This is a genomic window from Vibrio gallaecicus (assembly GCF_024347495.1).
Classification (GTDB): Bacteria; Pseudomonadota; Gammaproteobacteria; order Enterobacterales; family Vibrionaceae; genus Vibrio; species Vibrio gallaecicus.
Genome location: NZ_AP025490.1, coordinates 2008720 through 2028591 on the forward strand (window position 1 = coordinate 2008720; position 19872 = coordinate 2028591).

Annotated in this window: 16 protein-coding genes; 3 read left to right on the plus strand and 13 right to left on the minus strand. The window is 39.0% G+C overall.

Translation table 11 applies throughout. The features are described from left to right. Positions 1–117: 117 nt before the first annotated feature. On the minus strand, positions 118–612 hold the full coding sequence (gene lrp / locus OCU78_RS08670) for a leucine-responsive transcriptional regulator Lrp (RefSeq protein WP_004734558.1): 495 nt from the start codon (positions 610–612) through the stop codon (positions 118–120). A gap of 156 nt (positions 613–768) precedes the next feature. On the opposite strand from lrp, the gene ald reads away from it, so the two are divergent. Then, positions 769–1893, plus strand: a complete 1125-nt coding sequence (gene ald, locus OCU78_RS08675) for an alanine dehydrogenase (RefSeq protein ID WP_137372962.1) — start codon at positions 769–771, stop codon at positions 1891–1893. A 118-nt stretch (positions 1894–2011) separates the two neighbouring features. Here ald and OCU78_RS08680 read toward each other — a convergent pair whose 3' ends face one another. Then, positions 2012–3211, minus strand: a complete 1200-nt coding sequence (locus tag OCU78_RS08680; protein ID WP_137372961.1) for a methyltransferase — start codon at positions 3209–3211, stop codon at positions 2012–2014. 80 nt (positions 3212–3291) lie between these two features. Further along, the gene (cysB, locus tag OCU78_RS08685; RefSeq protein WP_137372960.1) at positions 3292–4266 is read right to left on the minus strand and encodes an HTH-type transcriptional regulator CysB; all 975 of its coding nucleotides are present in this window, start codon (positions 4264–4266) and stop codon (positions 3292–3294) included. A 330-nt stretch (positions 4267–4596) separates the two neighbouring features. On the opposite strand from cysB, the gene OCU78_RS08690 reads away from it, so the two are divergent. Beyond that, the gene (locus OCU78_RS08690) at positions 4597–5361 is read left to right on the plus strand and encodes a DNA repair protein (RefSeq protein WP_137372959.1); all 765 of its coding nucleotides are present in this window, start codon (positions 4597–4599) and stop codon (positions 5359–5361) included. A 94-nt stretch (positions 5362–5455) separates the two neighbouring features. After that, complete coding sequence (miaE, locus tag OCU78_RS08695) at positions 5456–6229, plus strand: tRNA isopentenyl-2-thiomethyl-A-37 hydroxylase MiaE (RefSeq protein ID WP_137372958.1); 774 nt, start codon at positions 5456–5458, stop codon at positions 6227–6229. Positions 6230–6316: 87 nt separating this feature from the next. Here miaE and OCU78_RS08700 read toward each other — a convergent pair whose 3' ends face one another. The 10 genes from OCU78_RS08700 to OCU78_RS08745 all read right to left on the minus strand — a co-directional run bounded on the left by OCU78_RS08700 (position 6317) and on the right by OCU78_RS08745 (position 19823). Continuing rightward, positions 6317–10435 (minus strand): zinc-dependent metalloprotease, encoded by a 4119-nt coding sequence (locus OCU78_RS08700; RefSeq protein ID WP_137373290.1) that lies wholly within the window; start codon positions 10433–10435, stop codon positions 6317–6319. A 35-nt stretch (positions 10436–10470) separates the two neighbouring features. Beyond that, positions 10471–11310 carry a hypothetical protein gene (locus tag OCU78_RS08705; RefSeq protein WP_137372957.1) on the minus strand — a complete coding sequence of 280 codons (840 nt, stop codon included), beginning with the start codon at positions 11308–11310 and terminating at the stop codon, positions 10471–10473. A 194-nt stretch (positions 11311–11504) separates the two neighbouring features. After that, positions 11505–12305 carry an ABC transporter ATP-binding protein gene (locus tag OCU78_RS08710; protein ID WP_137372956.1) on the minus strand — a complete coding sequence of 267 codons (801 nt, stop codon included), beginning with the start codon at positions 12303–12305 and terminating at the stop codon, positions 11505–11507. A gap of 4 nt (positions 12306–12309) precedes the next feature. Next, the gene (locus OCU78_RS08715) at positions 12310–13176 is read right to left on the minus strand and encodes an ABC transporter ATP-binding protein (protein ID WP_137372955.1); all 867 of its coding nucleotides are present in this window, start codon (positions 13174–13176) and stop codon (positions 12310–12312) included. A gap of 16 nt (positions 13177–13192) precedes the next feature. Further along, on the minus strand, positions 13193–15031 hold the full coding sequence (locus OCU78_RS08720) for an extracellular solute-binding protein (protein ID WP_137372954.1): 1839 nt from the start codon (positions 15029–15031) through the stop codon (positions 13193–13195). A 54-nt stretch (positions 15032–15085) separates the two neighbouring features. After that, complete coding sequence (locus OCU78_RS08725) at positions 15086–16132, minus strand: ABC transporter permease (RefSeq protein WP_218940997.1); 1047 nt, start codon at positions 16130–16132, stop codon at positions 15086–15088. After that, a complete protein-coding gene (locus OCU78_RS08730) occupies positions 16129–17151 on the minus strand; it encodes an ABC transporter permease subunit (RefSeq protein WP_137372953.1) in 1023 nt (340 codons plus the stop codon). The genes OCU78_RS08725 and OCU78_RS08730 overlap by 4 nt, the downstream gene beginning before the upstream one ends. A 400-nt stretch (positions 17152–17551) precedes the next feature. Beyond that, positions 17552–18262 (minus strand): orotidine-5'-phosphate decarboxylase, encoded by a 711-nt coding sequence (pyrF, locus tag OCU78_RS08735; protein ID WP_137372952.1) that lies wholly within the window; start codon positions 18260–18262, stop codon positions 17552–17554. 95 nt (positions 18263–18357) lie between these two features. After that, entirely contained in the window at positions 18358–19527 is a 1170-nt protein-coding gene (gene lapB, locus OCU78_RS08740; protein WP_137372951.1) for a lipopolysaccharide assembly protein LapB, read from the minus strand. 23 nt (positions 19528–19550) lie between these two features. Next, positions 19551–19823 carry a LapA family protein gene (locus tag OCU78_RS08745; RefSeq protein WP_137372950.1) on the minus strand — a complete coding sequence of 91 codons (273 nt, stop codon included), beginning with the start codon at positions 19821–19823 and terminating at the stop codon, positions 19551–19553. Between the last annotated feature and the right edge of the window lie 49 nt (positions 19824–19872).

A 19872-nucleotide genomic window follows, 5' to 3' on the forward strand; every position in this document is an offset into this window, starting at 1 on the left:
GAGCCTTTCTACTCAACTAAAACACTGTTTATTTAACCATATCATACAAAAAAACCCAATTGCAGAAAGCAAGAAAGCGGAAACTAAGTCCGCTTTCTTTCACTTCTTCAATTGGGATTAACGAGTTTTAATCACCAGCTGGTTCGTTTGCTTCACTTCTTCCATCACAACGTAAGTGCGAGTGTCGTTTACACCAGGAAGACGCAATAGCGTATCCCCTAGTAGTTTACGATAGGCACCCATATCTGATACGCGTGTTTTTAGAAGGTAATCGAAGTCACCCGACACTAAATGACATTCTTGGATGTCATCCAGTTTTTGTACTGCAGTGTTAAATTGTTCAAATACATCTGGAGCACCACGGTTTAATGTGATCTCTACAAACACTAAAAGTGATGCATCAAGGTATTGCGGGTTTAGCAATGCTGTATAGCCCGTAATGTATCCTTGACGCTCCAAACGACGAACACGTTCAAGACATGGTGTAGGAGATAGACCTACACGTTTTGAAAGTTCAACGTTTGAGATGCGACCGTCTTTTTGCAACTCATTAAGAATGTTGCGGTCAATACGATCTAGTTCCTTGGACGGCTTCTTATAATTGTCTGCCATTTTTTATTCCACCTTATTACTTCCTTGCAAAAAAATATACTACAACTTTTTAATATTCAGTACAAAATTTTATCTAAACATATCTATACTAGATATTAATTCGACAGAATTACCCTACACATAGATAATACAACCATAATTAAAAGAGGATTCAGGATGATCATTGGCGTACCTAAAGAAATCAAGAACCACGAATATCGTGTCGGTATGATTCCAGCTAGTGTGAGAGAACTAATCTCACAAGGCCACCAAGTGTTTGTCGAAACCAATGCCGGTTCAGGAATCGGTTTTTCAGACGATGATTACATCGCTGTAGGCGCATCCATTCTTCCTACTGCTGCTGACGTTTTTGCGAAAGCAGAGATGATTGTAAAGGTTAAAGAACCTCAAGCTGTCGAGCGAGCTATGCTTCGCGAAGGGCAAATATTATTTACTTATTTACACCTTGCACCAGATTTTCCACAAACGGAAGAGCTGATCAAGAGCAAAGCTGTCTGCGTAGCATATGAGACTGTAACAGATAATATGGGTCGCTTGCCACTATTAGCGCCAATGTCTGAAGTTGCTGGTCGCATGTCTATTCAAGCAGGTGCGCAAACTTTAGAAAAATCGAACGGTGGCTGTGGCTTACTGTTAGGTGGCGTACCTGGTGTTGCCCCTGCTAAAGTTGTAGTTGTTGGTGGTGGTGTTGTGGGTGCTAATGCTGCACGTATGGCTGTTGGTCTTCGTGCTGACGTTACCATCCTAGACCGTAACCTTGATACTCTTCGTCGTTTAGATGAAGAATTCCAAGGTCGTGCAAAAGTGGTTTATTCTACTGAAGACGCTATTGAGAAGCATGTTCTAGAAGCAGACCTAGTAATTGGCGCAGTACTAATTCCTGGTGCTGCAGCTCCAAAACTTGTTACAAAAGATCACATCGCTAAGATGAAGCCAGGTTCAGCTGTGGTTGACGTTGCTATCGACCAAGGTGGTTGTTTCGAAACTTCACACGCAACAACTCACGCAGATCCAACTTACATTGTTGATGATGTAGTTCACTACTGTGTAGCAAACATGCCAGGCGCTGTTGCTCGTACCTCTACTTTTGCTCTTAATAATGCAACACTTCCTTACATTGTTAAGTTAGCAAACAAGGGCTACCGCGAAGCACTACTCGCTGATAAAGGTTTCCTAGAAGGTCTGAACGTTATTCACGGTAAAGTAACTTGTAAAGAAGTTGCTGAAAGCTTTGACTTAGAATACGTAGACCCAGCAGAAGCAATTGCAATGTTCAGCTAATACTACAGCTAAAATGACATTCATTATTGACGTGCTAATTTAGCCGAAAATGCGACGAATGTTACAGAAGAGCCAGTAAGGTAACCCCTACTGGCTCTTTCTATTCATGGATATGAAGTTAGTTTCTCTTATGACCGTGAATTAAAATATTTCTTGGGGTTACTTGTTTATCGCAAAACTGGCTAATTTCAACTTGATAGCCTTGCTCTTGTAAGTACATACCTCGGTCCAATGCCAGCCATAATTCTAGGGGTCTTCTAAACACCTGTTGCACCAAGCTTAATTTTTCCATTTCCCAATACAAGGCTTCTCCTTGCTGTTGATAATGCCCAAAATCAATCGGTGTTGGTAATGTAATTTCTTTCTCTGCTGCAGCCCATAAACAAAAAGCTTTAAAACCCTCAGCCAATTGTGACTTTTTGATGCTTGGAACGGTTATATATTGCTTAATACCAACCTGTGTCTTCAACAATTGACATAACCCAAGCCTAAACGTCATTTCAAGTTGACGATGCCGTTTCACTCTCTCCCCGCCAGTCACTGTCTCTTGTAAAGGGATCCTCAGGTCACTTTTAGACAATTCGAGCTTAGACTGTTTTGCTCGCTCAGAGAGAGGGAGGTAATGTTCTAACTGAATAAGATGATAGCAACATGGTGAAATACTCACGGCAGGTAAAGCATGCTGTGCTGCCTTTCTAAGTAACTTCGTATGTAGATCCCCACAAGCATGCAATGCTACAGCGTGTTGACATGAATTAAAAACATGATCAGAGGTGTCAGAAAACGCATCACCTTGAACAAACTGCATGTTAAGACTTTGTTTGTCAGCTTCAGCTTGTCCGTTTATACATAAACTATTCTGCCACTCAAAGCTGGTTACTTTTTGCTGGGATTGAGAAGACAAAATACGACCTAAAAAGCCTTTCCCGGCGCACCACTCTAACCATTCAGACCCTTCATGATAATCTAACGCCGCTTCTCCCATCGCTAAAATTTGAGTCAGCTTTCTACCTGGTATTCCAACATCCGCTCCCTTAGGTAGATCCAAGCCACCTAATTGATATTGGGGCAAAACGCATAAATGTTTAATCGATTCAAGCATAGGAAAGAAGCGTTCCATTTCTTCAACCAGCTTACTAGGGCAATTTTTCAATGATTGGATTGATGAACTATCAAGCGAATTTAGCCATGCATTTAAGTTTGGCTTAGCGCGATACCAAGGAATAGTACTCGCTTGACACAAATGAAATGGGTCAAGTCTCCAATATTCTTGATGGCTAGATAAAAAGGTGTCAAATGATATGAATTTTGAGTGCATGCTTCCCCCTAATATCGCGAGATTGTAGGGGGAAGAAGCTAAAATAGGAAGATTTAAAACATGTTCGTTGAGTTTGCTATTTACCTAATTGGTAAATCAATATCTTTAAACATCTCATCAATTTCATCATTAGATTTTAGTGAGATAGCCTGCTCTACCACTGGTCGAGTGAGATGAGGTGCAAAGCGCTCCATAAAATCAAACATATAAGAGCGTAAGAAAGTCCCACGTCTGAAGCCAATACTTGTGGTGCTTGCACCAAATAGATGGCTAGCGTCAATAGCCACGAGATCTGTATCTTGTTCTTGGTCAATCGCCATACTAGCAATGACACCAACACCAATGCCCATACGTACATAAGTTTTGATGACATCTGCATCTGTTGCAGTAAATACAACTCTCGGAGTTAACCCTACCTTATTAAAAGCAGTATCAAGCTCAGAGCGACCAGTAAAACCAAATACGTAAGTAACTAGAGAATAGGCAGCCAGATCTTCAATCGTCACCAATTTCTTCTGCGCCAATGGGTGATCTTTGGTCACAACGATAGAGCGATTCCAGTGATAACAAGGCAACATAATGGCATCTTGATACAAATGTAATGCTTCCGTTGCGATTGCAAAGTTAGCTGTTCCTTTTGCGACTGCTTCAGACATTTGGCTAGGAGTACCTTGGTGCATATGAAGTGACACTTTAGGATATCGAGCTGTGAAACCTTTGATGACATCAGGAAGTGCGTACCGGGCTTGAGTATGAGTAGTTGAAATATTTAACGTGCCCATTTCAGGGTGAGTGTGCTCCCCTGCTACCGCTTTTATGCTTTCAACTCGAGCTAAGATTTCTTGTGAAATCCTAACAATGTCAACACCTGCGGGGGTTACCTGAGTCAGGTGCTTACCGCTACGCTCAAAAATTTGAATTCCTAGTTCATCTTCTAATAGTCTAACTTGCTTACTAATACCAGGTTGAGATGTGTATAAACTTTCCGCGGTGGCAGAAACATTCAAGTTATGATTAACGACTTCAACAATGTACTTCAGCTGCTGTAACTTCATTTTTAACCTCGTAATCCTTTACTATTTAGTGCTAACTTATCTAAAAATAGAGCTGTTAATGCGCGTCTAATATAATTAATAGTTATAACGTCTAATCCCATAAAATGATAGATAAAAAGCACATTTCTACGACTATTGATAAATAAATTAACAAAGGATAACTGACATTTTGCAGGCTATAGCTCATTATTAACTAATAGTTGTATTTTTTGATTATCAAATGCCTTGTTAGAGGGAATAATCATTAATTGCAATTTCTATGTGCAGATACACAACAGGATCGTGTATCCTTTACGACTAGCTATAAAAACAATAAGCAGACACAAATATATGAATATTGGTTTAATTATCGCCTTAGTAGCCGTTCTTTTGGTATTAGTCTTAGGCTATAACATCATGCTTCAATACAAAGTGAAGGTTGAAACCGCGAAGAAGCAGGAATCTTCTCGCTATCTAACCATTATTGATGGAACCGAAGAACTCATTGGTAATGCTCATCACATGCCTTTCAGCCAAGACCTACTCGTATGCCTGAATACGCGTATTCTTGACGCCCTTGAAAACATGTATCAATTAGATCCAAAGAATAAGCAACTGGCTCAACGAATTGAAAGTGTAAAACAGCAAATTACACAGCTTAAAGAAAACTACCAAGGTGGCGAAAGCACGACATTTAAGGTACCAAGTAGTGATAAGCAAGCAATCATGATGCTAAAGCTCGTTAAAAGATTGCGTGATACGGTTCGTAATGAACATAATAAAGGTCGTTTTGATACCCAAGCCTATGTGACTGAAAATGCACGGCTTGAGACCATTCAAATTCGTATCAATATTGAAAATGTAATCAAGAGAGCGAACGACTCTATTGCTCGTGGTCAGCCCGGCACTGCTTTACAGTTACTGCGTAAAGGCATTGATGCTCTGAACTCAAAAAATGATACGTATTCAAACCAAGCTCGTGAGAAACTTCAAAATATGCTCAACGACCTTGACCAAAAACGTGTTGATAAAAATGCTGAACAACTTCAACAAATTGAATCAAAAGAGCGAGACGATGATATGGATGCTCTGTTTGGTCAGAAGAAAAAGTGGTAAATTTCAGCTAGATCTCATTCCTTTTAAGGTCACCTGTGGTGGCCTTTTTTATTCACTCCACGCAGTGAAAAATCTCTCAGTGTAAGTATTAACAATGACTAATGACGCGACTCAAAAACTCCTAGAACCCATCAAATCCTTCCTACAATGTGAAACCCCTGATGCATGGGTCGACGAAGCTAAAAAGCCCGAAAATTTAAAAATCATCCTTCTAGATCACCTTCTTTGTGAATTAAAAGCCGGTCAATCTGCTATGTACTTAATTCGTAAATATGCAGTTGATAAAGACAGCGCAGCAACACTGTTAGAGTGGTTCAAGCCCTACGAAGAATTTGCTTATCGAAAAATAGGTAGCGTTGAAACATTAAAAGGTAAAAGTAATATTTCGAAAGCCATTATGGCTAAATCTGGCGCGCCATATAGCCAAGATTTAATCGATAAAATGGTTCTACTCATCAAAGAAGAATTGCATCACTTCTACCAAGTTCTTGAAATAATGACAGCAAGAGATATTCCTTACGAGAGCATCCCTGCGAGCCGTTATGCTAAAGGAATGCTTTCACATGTGAAAACACATGAGCCACAAACCCTAGTCGACAAGCTGATTGTTGGGGCTTATATTGAAGCACGTTCGTGCGAACGCTTTGCTAAACTTGCACCTCATTTAGATGAAGATATTGAAAAGTTTTATATTTCTCTTTTACGTTCAGAAGCTAGGCACTACCAAGATTACTTAGCACTTGCTCAACAAATTTCTAAAGATGATATTTCTGAGCGTGTTGCACATTTTGGACGAGTTGAGGCTGATCTAATTAGTTCTGATGACTCTGATTTTAAATTCCATAGTGGAAAACCAGCACTGAATTAGTCGCTGTCAACACTGTCGATTGAACAAAAAAAGGCTCGCAAATGCGAGCCTTATTATTTTCATTTCTTACTATATGCCTGATGTGACTTAAAAGTCTCCAGCATTTGGTAAGCGGTCTAGTAACTCGTAGTACTTACCAGCTACTGCGCCAATATCACCAGCAACGTAAGCCTGGAGCATGTTGAAATCTTTCAACCATAGCTCTTTATCTGCATCAGAAGAAGCAGTGTAGCTTGCGTAAACATTATCTACTGCGAACATCATAGAAGTCGTGTAGTTATTAAAGATAAGTAGCATTGCATCTGTGTACGCTGCATAAGCATCAGCAACACTATGGACTGCACCACCTTGGTAAACTAAAGTATCAGCCCCAGCATCATAAACTAAATCACCAGACGCAATATTCGCGTCTCGGAAGTTATTGAACGATGTATTAAAGTTAAGGATACCAGCAGCAATATCGGTATCAATCGTTACCTTCATTGCATTGACCATAGGTGCATCGAACAGTAATACTGCGTCATGGTAAGCTGGCAAGATTGCTGTTCTGAAACCGCCCCACGCAGTATCAATATTTGTCACGACTGTTGATAGCGCAGCAGGGTCATAGTTATCTAAGAATACTTTCAAATCGTAACCATCTGAACTTACTAGCTGATTTGCGTACTCATAAGCTAGTTTGTTCGATTTAGTCGCGACAAACTTCTCACCATCAATGACGAATTCAACTTTATCACCAGCGATAAGTCCGTAACGGTCTTGTTGCTTAGTGAATGAATCAAATTGTGCTTTACCTCGAGATTTCACTTGGTAATCATTCGATTGCATTTGACGAACACCCATGTTCAGGATGACATCACCTACACGCTCACGACTAATGCTTGATAAACCAAAGAATCGGTTAATACCACGCGGCATTGGAGAAAGAGATTCCATTTGTACTGTAGAATGAAGATCTACGGTTACGCCCGATAAACTAGTAAAGGCATCACCATTTGCATCAACCAATTCTAGTGGCGTTGTTAATGGCTCTTTCGCGATAATGTTCGACATAATATCGTCGTATTCAGCTTTAACACCTGATAAGTCAAGTAATGAAGCAAAGCTCACTTCGTCGGTGTAACGGTTTGAATAGCGACGCGCTAAGAAGTAACTTGCTAGCGCTTTATCAGGCCAACTACCTAGTACAGATACCGCGTTTGACCACGGGTAATCTGGGTCAAAGCTACCAATAGATGTTAGGAATCGACCATTTTTAGTTTCAGCTACAGCTGAATATCCAGTTTCAGCATCAGCAATAAATGCAGCTGCCTGTTCGTCGAAACAGTTCGCATCTAAGATATCGTAGCTTGCAGGTAACTGATGAGAGTTATTATTCAGTAGAGTACCTAATGCAACTACTTTTTGCTGACCAGTAGCATTCTGAATAACACACTGATGCTCAGGTGTACGTAATACATCTAAGAAGAACTCAGCAGCTTTGGTTGCACCGTATGAGTAATCACAGAACCAACTATTCTGATCCCCACCTTCTGTACAATAAGTTGGGTTAGCAGCTAGGCGAGATAAGAAATCACCAGGCTTGTCTGTTGAACTCGTATAGCCCAAGTTAGTGTATAAATTATCAATACGCTCTAGATCTTCGATCTTGTCACGGATAGATGACATTTCACGGAAGCGTCTAATAATGTAGCTAGGGTAATCAGAACTATATAGACCATTTACGCTATAAGCTGCTGCATTTCGTCTGTCATAGCTATCTAGGTAGCTCTGCCATTCATAAGTAGCAATTTCTTCTAGGCTCGTACCTTCATCAAAACGGTTACAATCACTGTTTAATGAAACGTTGCCATCAGTACAGAATGCATAGTCTTTTCTTTCAATTTTCTGAACTTCATCTAAGTAATGAAGAATACCGTAACGGGTTGCTTGATAGTCATCTTCGTTTCCGGATAAAGCTGCAGTATCAAACTTAGAGAAATCACAGTTGTAAATAGACTTGCCTGCGTTAGCTGCATCAGTTAACTCTGCTACAGGTAGACACACCATCAAAGATTGATTACTTGAAGTGTTGCCAAATCTCATCGCGAAGCTAGTGTTATAAGATTCTAACTCTGCTAGGTAAGCCGTATAAGCTGCTTTCAATTCATCCGATGCATCTGCTGCAGGCTCTGCAACCGGAGTTGGAGCTTGGCCTGGAGAGTCTTGAATTGTTTCAACAATACGACCGTAAGCAAATTTAAATGCTGCTATATCATACAGACCCCAAGTTGGCGTCTCATCTAACATACTAGGTGCATAATCCATTGTTGAACTGTATGCAGGTACGTTGTGTAAGCCAAGTTGATGAGCTTGTTCTAATGAGTAGTAGTTATCTTTATCATTAGAGCCTTTGAAGTTATGGCGTAAACCTACGTTATGACCAATTTCATGCACTAAAGTATTGCTGTAAGTCGCAACAGTAATTGCATCAGCTGCCAGCTGTTGTAATTCAGTCGGTAGATATTTCCAACGCTTAAGTTCACGAGAAACCTCATTACCATCAGCATCAAGCTTGATGTTGAAGTAACGCGCATCGTCAAGGCTCAGATTATCTAACATCGCTTTGTTTGTTGAAGATACCCATGAAGCTTCGATTGGATAAGCGTTGTTTTCAGACCAGAAAGCTAAGCGGTTTTCTTCTGCTGCAACCACATCTTTAAAGTCCATTTCATCATTGAAATTATCTAATAAAACTGTTGGTGCAACACGATGAGCTTCATTCTTAACCGCTTCATCACGGCTGACGTTTGGTGCAGACTCAGGGTTTAATGTCCCTTCAATTTTTGCTAACGCACTTAGAGTAGACAATTGCTGGATTCGAGACTGAACTTCTGAAGAAGCTGCAGCGTCACTTGGTAGCGGATCTAGTCCATCTAAGTCTAGCTGATTACGGTTATAGAATCGTGCAAGGTTATCCCAGTAGAATGGTACACCCGTTCGAGCAACACCTGAATATTGGTTAACATGCGCTTTAATGATTTCGCCCGTCATAGGGTTTGCTACTGAAGGACCATAGCCTAGCAGACCATTTGCCAAAGGCTCATCAACTAAGTTAATGATGTTATAACGTAAATCACCAGGGTGAATACCTGCAGGTGCAGACTCATTTACAATTTCAAGTATCGGCATTGCCGAATCAGCCCCAAACATGTTCAATGCTTGGTTCATCTTATTCAAAGTTTGAATCGTCGAATCTAAGAATAATTTGTTCTTTTCTTCAAAAAAGTTATCCGTTAGGTAGTACTTAATTGAGTCTTGATCTGGGTTAAAGCGGTTTAGATATACAACATCACGATCGTATTTATTCGTAATCGGGTTGATTTTTTTCGTTTCAGTCGTGAAGAAACCAATATCATTTTCGTCACCAACAGGGTATAGAGCTGGTTGGTAACCTTCTGTTGCAACAACACTTTCATGAACTAGAGAGTAGTAAAAACGGGATTTGAAAGCGCCATCTACCAAGGCTTCTTCTAGGCCTTTCTTAGTGCTAAAATTGATGTAATCAGATAGCTTATCCATATCAATACGGAAAGTGCGCTCTAATTCGAAGTTAAGAACACCAGACTTGTCATCGAACTCCCAAGAGATCAACTTCGCGCCATCAGTTTCAGTTACACCGTCTGTTAGACCAAATAAGTCTTCATAGTTGAATTCAGAAACTTCTAGATCTTCTGGATTTGGTGTGAAGTGCGTTTGAGCAGTATATGGTAAGTTTTTATCTGTGTTAATTTCTTCTTCATTCGTACAGTCACCATAGCTATCTTCGTTACAACGATATGCAGCATAGTCACCAGGAATAGTTAGAACATGTGGGAAGTTTACGGAATCGTCATCACCAACAATACCAGACTCAGCACAGTAGTTGTTCTCATCAATATTTAGTGATGCGTCAGGATAGTTTTTATCAAAACTACGAACTTCAAGACCGTTTTTTGTGTAACACAGCTCAACGTATCGACCCATGCCCTGTAAAAACGGGAATTGGTTTAAAGCAAAACGTGGCGCTGCACCAGTAGTAGGTACATAGAACCATCGACCTTCTTTAAGATCTTTAACAGCTACTTCTTTTGCATCTCTTTTTTCGTATTCATAGGCTTGGTCATCAGCCCCACAACCAGCCAGTACAGCAGAAACTGCTGCTGCTAGTGCAATTTTTTTAAACATCATCATGTGATCCTTCTTTATTATTTTATTTTTCCTTAAAAGGAATAAGTTATTTCTGCTATATACGAAGCTCGGTCTGCATCAAATAAATCGATATTTCCCAATGTACCCTGCTCAGCATCTGCATAAAATCCAGATGTTGCTCCTGTCAAACTAATACCGATACTGTCGGTTGCTTGATAAGAACCATATATAGAGCCGCCATAATTAAAGCTATCTCTACGCGTTCCTTGGTAACTCTGAGAGTTTCCACCTAGTGCAGAAATACCAATAACTAGCTTTTCAAACTTATAACTTGCACCTGTAGACAACGAATATGTCCACTCAGTTAAAGACTTGCCGCCAGCAGTTTTATACTCATGGAAGTTTTTTCTCAAACGAGGTGCTATCGAAAAATCAATGCCTAATGCTTTAAAACTAACTGGAATAGCTAATCTAAAAGCAGTATTTAATTCATCATTTTTCGATGTTTCCGAGGTTGGAATAGTAAATTGACCACTCATTCCAATAGATCCAGTTTCACCAAATGTAAAAAGTCCAGAACGACTGAGACCAATTACAGTATCATTAGCAAATGTACCTGTTTCATTTTCTAGAGCTCGATATCCACCTGAAGATAAATAAGCTCTATAATCCTGATTAAATCTATACGATAACGACCCGCCCCATGAAATGTTACGAACCGCTCTGTAGTCATCTTTATTATATATATTTGTATCGTAAGCTAAGGAAACTGAGCCGCTCAATTTAGACTCGACTTGTTCCTTCTCTTGAACTTCCTCACCTTTATTTTCATCCGCAAAAGCGGATGTAATTAATAAAGGTGTGAGAAGCAAAGCAAGAGCGCTTTTTTTCCACTGTTGTGTATATTGCATATTTTACGTCCATGAAATATTAAACTCTTTCGAGTCATCCATGTATTGTCATTAATATCGAGCAATCAATGCTCTATATTTTAGGTATGACAATAACTACTAGAGTAAAGCTATGCTTAACTCTAATATTCTTTACAAGCGAAATAATGTTTTACTTTTTAGTTATTTTATTTATATAGCTTTATTATACTGAATTATATTCTTTGCCTTGGATGTGTAATTGGTATTGCTGACAGTAAAGATTTCGTATAATCATGTTCCGGTTGGTTATAAACTTTTAGCGCATCACCAAATTCAACCACTTTACCAAAGTACATAACAGCAACGTCATCAGACATTTTCTTTACCACAGATAAATCATGAGAAATAAATATAATCGCTAGATTCATTTCTTTCTGAAGTACCAAAAGCAAGTTAATAATTTGTGCTTGAACAGATACATCCAGTGCTGAAACCGATTCATCACAAATAAGTAATTTAGGCTTTAAAGCAATTGCGCGAGCTATGCCTATTCTTTGTCTTTGACCGCCTGAAAACTCATGTGGGTACCGATTAATTGATTCACGAGGCAGACCCACTTTATCCAACAATTCCAAAGCCCACTGCTTTCTTTCACTAGAAGTACCAATATCATGAATGATGTAAGGTTCTTCTAATATCATTCCAATAGTGTGGCGCTGGTTTAGTGATTCCATCGGGTCTTGAAATACTATTTGCATGTCTTTACGTAATGGTCGCATTTCCTTTGGCGACAGAGTTGTAATATCTTTGCCTTCAAAATAAATTTTGCCCGCAGTAGGTTCAAATAACTTAAGGATCGTTCTTCCTAGAGTGCTTTTTCCACAGCCAGATTCTCCAACCAAGCCAAGTGTCTTACCTTCATCTAGTGTAAAAGAAACACCATCAACCGCTTTAATCGTGTAGCCTTTTGAAAATAAGCGTTTTCCAGATATAAAATGCTGCTTTAGGTTTTCAATTCTTAGTACTTCTTTCATTCCATTACCCTCTGAACTCTGGAAACTCTGTTGTATCAATAGGTTCAATATCAATAATGGTTTTCGGCTTGTGATCCAAATTTGGCATTAGCCCAAGCAACCGCTTTGTATAAGGGTGCTGAGGGTTATCGAATAAATCAAACACATCGGCTTTTTCAACAACCTTGCCTGCATACATAACTGCAACATCATCACATATCTGTGCAACTACACCTAAGTCATGAGTAATAAACAACATTGCCATACCTGTCTCATCTTGCAATTCCTTCATCAAAGAAAGAATTGAAGCTTGAACCGTTACATCTAAGGCTGTTGTTGGTTCATCACAAATCAGAAGATCTGGTTTACATGCCAGTGCCATTGCGATCATCACTCGTTGTCTCATCCCCCCGGACAAGTTATGCGGATATTCGTCAATACGCTTTTCTGGCATTGGAATTTTTACTTTCTCGAGCATTTCAATCGCGTATTGTCTTCGCTCTACTTTTTGTAATTCAGGTCTATGAAGCTCCAGCACTTCCATTATCTGCTTACCAACTGTATGAACAGGATTTAAAGCAGTCATTGGATCCTGAAAAATAATTGAAATTGAATCACCACGCATTGAATACATGTCTTCAGCAGGCAATGAGGTTAGCTCTGTACCCTTGTATGAGATACTCCCTGAGACTACATTGCCATATGGCTTAGGAAGCAGCCCCATAATGGACATAGAAGTGACACTCTTACCACAACCTGACTCGCCGACTAAACCTAATGTGCGACCTTTTATTACTTCGAAGTCTACGCCATGCAGTACTTTCACTATTCCGTCATCAGTTTTGAATTCGACTTCTAAGTTTTTGACTTCTAATACTGTTTCATTATTCATAGGTTCTAACTCTGGCTTACAACTTATACTGATCATCAATAACTGTTACTGGCTGATACTTTTTGTCTTTTTTCATCGCTTTTTGGGTGTCGGTTTTAACCGATTTATCAATCCAAAAGTTGCCTATATCCATCGGATGAAAGAAGGCCTGAGTTTGTTTAGTCATAGCATTGTCTGAATATTGAACCCATCGCCAATGAACAGCTCTCGAATACGGCACCATGTAACCTGGTACGATAATATTGGCATCAGTAACATAATCTTGAATTTGATGTGATAAGTCATAGCGTGTTTGCTGATCAAATTCCGCATCATATTTTTCTATCAATGCGTCTAACTCAGGGCTGCTGTAATTAGTATGAGCATTGGTTTGAGGTTTATTTGCATTATCTGAGTGCAGATATTCCCAATATGACGGAATTTCACCTGAGCCCATATTAAGGAAAGCAAGTTCATGTTTCTTTTCCAAAATGTATTTGAATGCTGATGAACCATCTACAAGATTAAGTGAAAACTCAACGCCTGCTAATTTGGCTTGCTCTTTCAAATAAGCAATACGTGGAGTCCAAGTGGTATACCCATAAGTAATAGCAAAAGTTAGCTTCTCACCTTTACTATTTATACGGATACCATCTGAACCAACTTTATCGAATCCTGCTTTAATAAAATGCTGAACCGCAACCTTAGGATTAAAGTCAGGGGCTTTATTATCTGCTTTATCATACTCACCATGACCAAAACCTAAGCCATGCGGCTTACGGGAATAATCACCGCGCATAATATTAGCAATCATACCGTCGTAATCCGTAGCATGCATGATACCTTTACGCACGTTGATATCATTAAGTAAAGGTTGAGATGTATTCATCCAAAGACCGCCAGCTCCTTGCGGTGTTTGGTTAAACCCCCAGAACTTATGAATATAACCGTTCTCAACACCTTCAGAGTCGGATTTTCCATGCCAATATTCAGGAAGAACTAGATCAAAGAAATCAAGCTTACCCTTTTCAAAGTGCTTTAATGCGATATCAAAATCACGAATTACAGTAATTCTAATTTTATCGACATTATAACGATTTTGATAATAGCGATTTGAATAGCCCCACCAATCATCCCCTACATGTTTAAAGGTGACGCTTTTACCTTTTTTAACTTTGTCTAAGTAGTAAGGTCCAGCTGTAGGTTCACTTTTGAAATTGTATTGACGGACAAAACTATCAACCATTCCATCGCCATTTTCATCTTTACCATTTTCAAAGAAGTGTTCAGGTCGAGGTTGAAAACCGTTGCTCGGCATATTGATAAGAACCATTAATGCATCAGAGCTTTGTTCTACTTCAGTTTCAACCGAAATAGTAAGGTCATCAATTTTACTCACGTTGACAATTGAGTTTGAGAAGAATTCGTTATACCAAGGATCAACAATATCTTTCGAGCGATAATATTTAAGCATGAACAAATAGTCATCAGCAGTTATTTGCTCGCCATCAGACCATTTTGCGTTCGGATCAAGCTTGAAATATACCGTTCTATTATCACTATCAAATGCCCAGTCAGTCGCTAGTTGAGGAATCCACTTACCTGTATTCGGATGACGCTGTACAAGTTTAGGAGCCCCATCCATGAAGTAGTGCCTTAAGCCTGAGTTGGCATCAGGACCAACACTTCTTAAAGTTTGAGGAAAACTCTGTATAAAGGTTCTTAATGTCCCCCCTCTTTTTGCATCTTCTGAAGCAAAAAGAGGTTCAGCGTTATTTGAAAGCCAAGTAAGCTCTTGCGGTAATGCATCAGCATTCGAATAAAAACTGATACTCGACAATACTGCTATAACAGACAGTGCTACTTTATTTTTCATAATCATTACTTCCTGTGAATCAGGTACATCCTGTAAATTAGCGCTAAAAGACGCTTAAATGTAACGTGTGAATTTTTTAGGATCAAAAGCTGAGCGAATCGCTTCACCAATGAAGGTAACCATAACCAGAACTGCAACAATTGAGGTCACAACAGAAACTACAATCCAAGGGGCATCTAAGTTTGATTTACCTTGTTGTAATAGTTCACCCCAACTAGGTGTCGGTGGCATCAACCCAAGACCTAAATAATCTAACGCAGTCAACGCAGTAATATTTGCTGCGATTGTAAAAGGTGCTAGCGTTACAATCATAACCATAGTGTTCGGCAAGATGTGGTGTAGTAAAATTCGAGATGTTGAAGCTCCTAAAGCTCGTGCAGCCATGACATATTCTCGAGCTGACTCTTTATATGTCATTGTTCGCATATACCAAGTTATACCCATCCAGCCAAATAACACATTAATAGCAACAAAGAGCGTGAAGGTTGGTTGAGTTATAGATACCAATATCATGATGACGTACAAGAAAGGTACCATGGACCATACTTCTATCAGCCTTTGTACAAATAAGTCGAATTTCCCACCGAAATAACCCATGGAACAACCTACAACTGTTCCTATTACGTATGAGATTGCCATTGTCATCAACGCGAATCCCATAGCTATTCGAAATCCGTAAACTAGTCTTGCAAGGATATCCCTACCAATGACATCTGTGCCAAGGTAATGCTTAGTTATTAGGCTTGGAGCCAAGGGAGGAAAATCCCCTGAAAAATCCTGTTCGTATGGATTCCATGGAACTATTGGCATAATGACAAAATTGCCATTATCAGCCTGACTAAATTGCACTTGGAGATCACGATAATCAGCTTCACTTGAATAATCCAAACCAAAATCTGTACCAAGTCTTACATCACTAAATACAGGAAAGAACCATTGGTTATTTTGTTTAACAACCAAAGCTTTACTGTTGACTAAAACTTCAGCAAATAAAGATAGTAAAATTAAAGTAGAAAGGATAATTAATGACCAATAACCTCGTTTTATTTCTTTAAAATGTTTAACCTTTTTTAGAGTTAAAGGGGTTAATTGAAATATCATGAACCAAACCTCACTCTTGGATCTGCAATTGCGACACAAAGATCAGAAAGGATATTACCTATCATCAGCATCACTGCATTAATTGCTACAATTCCCATTACTACTGGATAATCTCTCTCCATAATAGACTCATACCCAAGTAAGCCAATACCATCAATGTTAAAGATTACTTCAATTAAAAATGAACCTGTCATAAAGAATAATAATGAGTTACCAAAATGACTCGCAATTGGTATTAAACTATTTTGTAAAGCATGTTTTTTAACCGCTGTTTTAAATGGAAGCCCTTTAGCTATCGCAGTACGAATGTAATCTGCGGAAATATTTTCCATCAAATTATTTTTCATCGTCATTGTCAATGTTGCAAAGTCACCAATCAAATAACAAATCAATGGTAAAACTGCATGCCACATTATGTCTTTGATTTGTTCTAATCCGGTTTCATAATCATCAAAGTCATCGCCAACAAAGCCTCCCATAGGAAACCAATCTAAATTGTATGCGAACACAGTAATAAGAAATACACCAACTACATAACCAGGAAGAGCATATCCAACAAAAATCAATACTGACGAAAATGAATCAAATACTGACCCATGCTTTATGGCTTTAAAATATCCGAGAGGAATTGAAATGAAATAACTAATAAAGAATGTCATCCCACCATAGAATAATGAGACAGGTAATCTCTCAGCAATCATGTCACTGACAGGTTCGTAATATCGAGTAGATTCTCCAAAATCCAATACGATTATTTTTGAAAGCCAATCAAGGTAAGATTCAATAACAGGCTTATCCAATCCGTAGAATGCATTTAGATCTGCAATTTGATCTTCAGATAAAGCGGAACTATTACCAGCAACGCTAACTGAGGCGCTATCTGATCCCGAATGCATACTGGCTAGCATTCTTTCTACTGGTCCACCAGGGACAAATCTTGTTATTGCAAAGATTAAAATTGTAATACCTATAAAGGTAGGCACAACTAATAATAATCGCCTGATAATATATGCTAACAATTGGAAATACTCCGTACCAATTACTAAATGTAACTTACATCCTGTAAATTATTAAGATGATGTAAAAACGTTCTATTGCAAAGTTGTAAACTGGTGGAAAACTCTAATCTATAAATTATTCATATGAAACGTTTAATTTTAACAACTTATAAGATAATCGAGTTATGTCATATTTATGGCAGATTTTGTGCTTTCATAAAACACGTTGCGCTCAAAAAAAACATTTTCAGTTAACGAAGTTATAATATTCGACTTGGGAGTATCTCGAAAAAGGATTTATGACTATAGATTAGATACTTTAGTTATACATTGATAAGAATTAGTGATTTATACTGGATTGGAAGGCGCCTAAACGATTGCGTCATTGGATTGACATGTATAGGCGCTATTATTAGAACTATTATTTGTTGCTAGATTGTAACAGGGTATTATTGATGGACATCAATACTTCAGAAGGGTTCGCAGCCTGAGTGATTGGTCGACCTATTACTAAATAGTCAGATCCCGACTCAACCGCTTTTGTTGGGGTCATGATTCGTTTTTGGTCACCAATATCAGCACCTACAGGGCGAATACCCGGTGTAACCAACTTGAATTCTTTCCCTAAAGTAGATTTAAGCAATGAAGCTTCTTGAGCTGAACATACAACACCATCGAGACCTGAGTTTTTACTCAGTTTTGCTAATCGCATAACTTGCTCTTGAGGTTCTAAATCCAGTCCAATTCCGGCTAAGTCATTTTGCTCCATACTAGTCAGAACCGTTACACCAATGAGTAATGGGCGGTCTTTTCCGTATGGTTCTAAAATCTCACGTGATGCTTGCATCATCCTTTCACCACCACTCGCGTGAACGTTCACCATCCACACACCAAGCTCAGCTGCAGCTCTTACCGCTTTAGAGCATGTATTGGGTATGTCATGAAATTTCAAATCTAGAAATACTGAAAAACCACGTTTATGTAATTCACGAACAAACTCTGGGCCAAATAGTGTGAACATCTCTTTGCCCACTTTTAACCTACATGTCGCTGGATCAATTTTATCGACAAAAGCTAATGCGTTTGCTTGGTTATCATAATCCAGTGCTACGATAATCTTCTGATCGTTCATTTCATCTCCTAACGTAATTAACTTTGTGCAATTTTCACTCAAAAAAATGCAGCTCGAAAGCTGCAATTATTAATTTGGTCTGATGACCATAAAATCTATTCACCATCAAGCCCACGAATAGGCTTAATCGTTCCCCACCCTTTACATGATGGGCAATGCCAATACATGGAGTGAGTAGAAAAACCACATTTCCTACAACGATAGTGTGGCTTAGTTTTCAGTTGCTCACCTACCATAGACTGTAAAGTAGTTAGGCTGTCTTTTGCCCTCCCTTCTTCAGCTTCTGCTAGATGATAATCAATTAGGCGGTAAAAGCCTTTCATTGTAGGGTTTTTTACTAGTTGCTTAGTCAACAGCTCTTGTGCAGAGCCCGTATTTTCATGGTGGGCAACAAGTTGAGCAAGCATGAGCTCAGCAGATACCCCAGCTTTCTTAGTTATACACTTGCGTAAAAACTCGACTAGGAGCTCTTCCTGGCCTAAGTGGTGATAACAATCAGCAAGAGTTGGTAGTACTTCACTGACTAAATCAATGTCTTGGTCAAGCACTTGCTCCATATGATCAATTGTCTTTTGGTACTGCTCATTTCCTAAATACAATTTACCAAGTGAAATACTCGCGCGGGCGCATTTTGGATGTTCAGCTAATGCTTTTTTGAAAAACTGGATAGCCTTAACTTGGTTACCGTCAGCCTGTTCATTCATAGCCAGTTCACACCAAAAGTGTGCAACTGTTGCATGCATCTTTTTCTTGCCTAACTTAACCAACAAATTGGCATAATGAATGGCTTTGTCCCACTCACGTGTTTGCTGATAGATAGACACTAACTGCTGTAAAGCACCTTCTCTATGTTCAGGCTCTTCAACCAGTTGTTCAAAAATCTTTTCCGCGCGGTCTAAGAAACCTGAAACCATGTAGTCCTTAGCTAGCTGTTGAAGTGCTAAATTCTTTTGGTCCAAAGTAAGACCTGAACGGGAAATCAAGTTTTGGTGGATACGTATTGCTCTATCAACCTCACCTCTAGATCTAAATAAATTACCAAGAGCTAGATGCGTATCAATAGTTTCATTATCAACTTGTAGTAATTCAATAAAATGATCTACAGCTTTATCTGATTGATCTGATAGCAATAGATTTAAGCCCGTCACGTACTGACGAGATATTTGATGGGAATGTTTTTGCTTTTCTTGCTGAGCGTTACGATTACCCATGTACCACCCGTAAGCAGCAGCAATTGGTAATAACAAGAACAGTAACTCTAACATTAAGTCTTAGACCTTTAGTTGCTTTAAGCTTTTGACTCAACAACAATCGATTTTGACTGTTTACTAAGCTTTTTCTTTAGGCGAATAACCTGCAACTGCGATTTAAGATGCATACTCCCAAAAACAGCCCATGAGAGTGCGAAACCTGAAACAAACACTACACCTAATAATGTTGATAAATGGAAATCACCTTGTGCTAGCAGGTAATTAAACGTAACTACGCTCTGGTTTTGAGAGCCCAAAGCCAATGCAATTAAGAAAAGTGCTATAACCGCGACTATTTTTATTATTTTCATAGTTCATCACTCATGAGTTAGTTTACTTAGACAATTATGCAGGAAAATT

Coding starts and splice junctions, on each gene's coding strand:
- cysB (WP_137372960.1), bottom strand. CDS start 4,266: ATGAAGTTACAGCAGCTGAAGTACATTGTTGAAGTCGTTAATCATAAC.
- OCU78_RS08705 (WP_137372957.1), bottom strand. CDS start 11,310: ATGCAATATACACAACAGTGGAAAAAAAGCGCTCTTGCTTTGCTTCTC.
- lrp (WP_004734558.1), bottom strand. CDS start 612: ATGGCAGACAATTATAAGAAGCCGTCCAAGGAACTAGATCGTATTGAC.
- OCU78_RS08715 (WP_137372955.1), bottom strand. CDS start 13,176: ATGAATAATGAAACAGTATTAGAAGTCAAAAACTTAGAAGTCGAATTC.
- ald (WP_137372962.1), top strand. CDS start 769: ATGATCATTGGCGTACCTAAAGAAATCAAGAACCACGAATATCGTGTC.
- OCU78_RS08720 (WP_137372954.1), bottom strand. CDS start 15,031: ATGAAAAATAAAGTAGCACTGTCTGTTATAGCAGTATTGTCGAGTATC.
- OCU78_RS08725 (WP_218940997.1), bottom strand. CDS start 16,132: ATGATATTTCAATTAACCCCTTTAACTCTAAAAAAGGTTAAACATTTT.
- pyrF (WP_137372952.1), bottom strand. CDS start 18,262: ATGAACGATCAGAAGATTATCGTAGCACTGGATTATGATAACCAAGCA.
- miaE (WP_137372958.1), top strand. CDS start 5,456: ATGACTAATGACGCGACTCAAAAACTCCTAGAACCCATCAAATCCTTC.
- OCU78_RS08745 (WP_137372950.1), bottom strand. CDS start 19,823: ATGAAAATAATAAAAATAGTCGCGGTTATAGCACTTTTCTTAATTGCA.
- OCU78_RS08680 (WP_137372961.1), bottom strand. CDS start 3,211: ATGCACTCAAAATTCATATCATTTGACACCTTTTTATCTAGCCATCAA.
- OCU78_RS08700 (WP_137373290.1), bottom strand. CDS start 10,435: ATGTTTAAAAAAATTGCACTAGCAGCAGCAGTTTCTGCTGTACTGGCT.
- lapB (WP_137372951.1), bottom strand. CDS start 19,527: ATGTTAGAGTTACTGTTCTTGTTATTACCAATTGCTGCTGCTTACGGG.
- OCU78_RS08690 (WP_137372959.1), top strand. CDS start 4,597: ATGAATATTGGTTTAATTATCGCCTTAGTAGCCGTTCTTTTGGTATTA.
- OCU78_RS08710 (WP_137372956.1), bottom strand. CDS start 12,305: ATGAAAGAAGTACTAAGAATTGAAAACCTAAAGCAGCATTTTATATCT.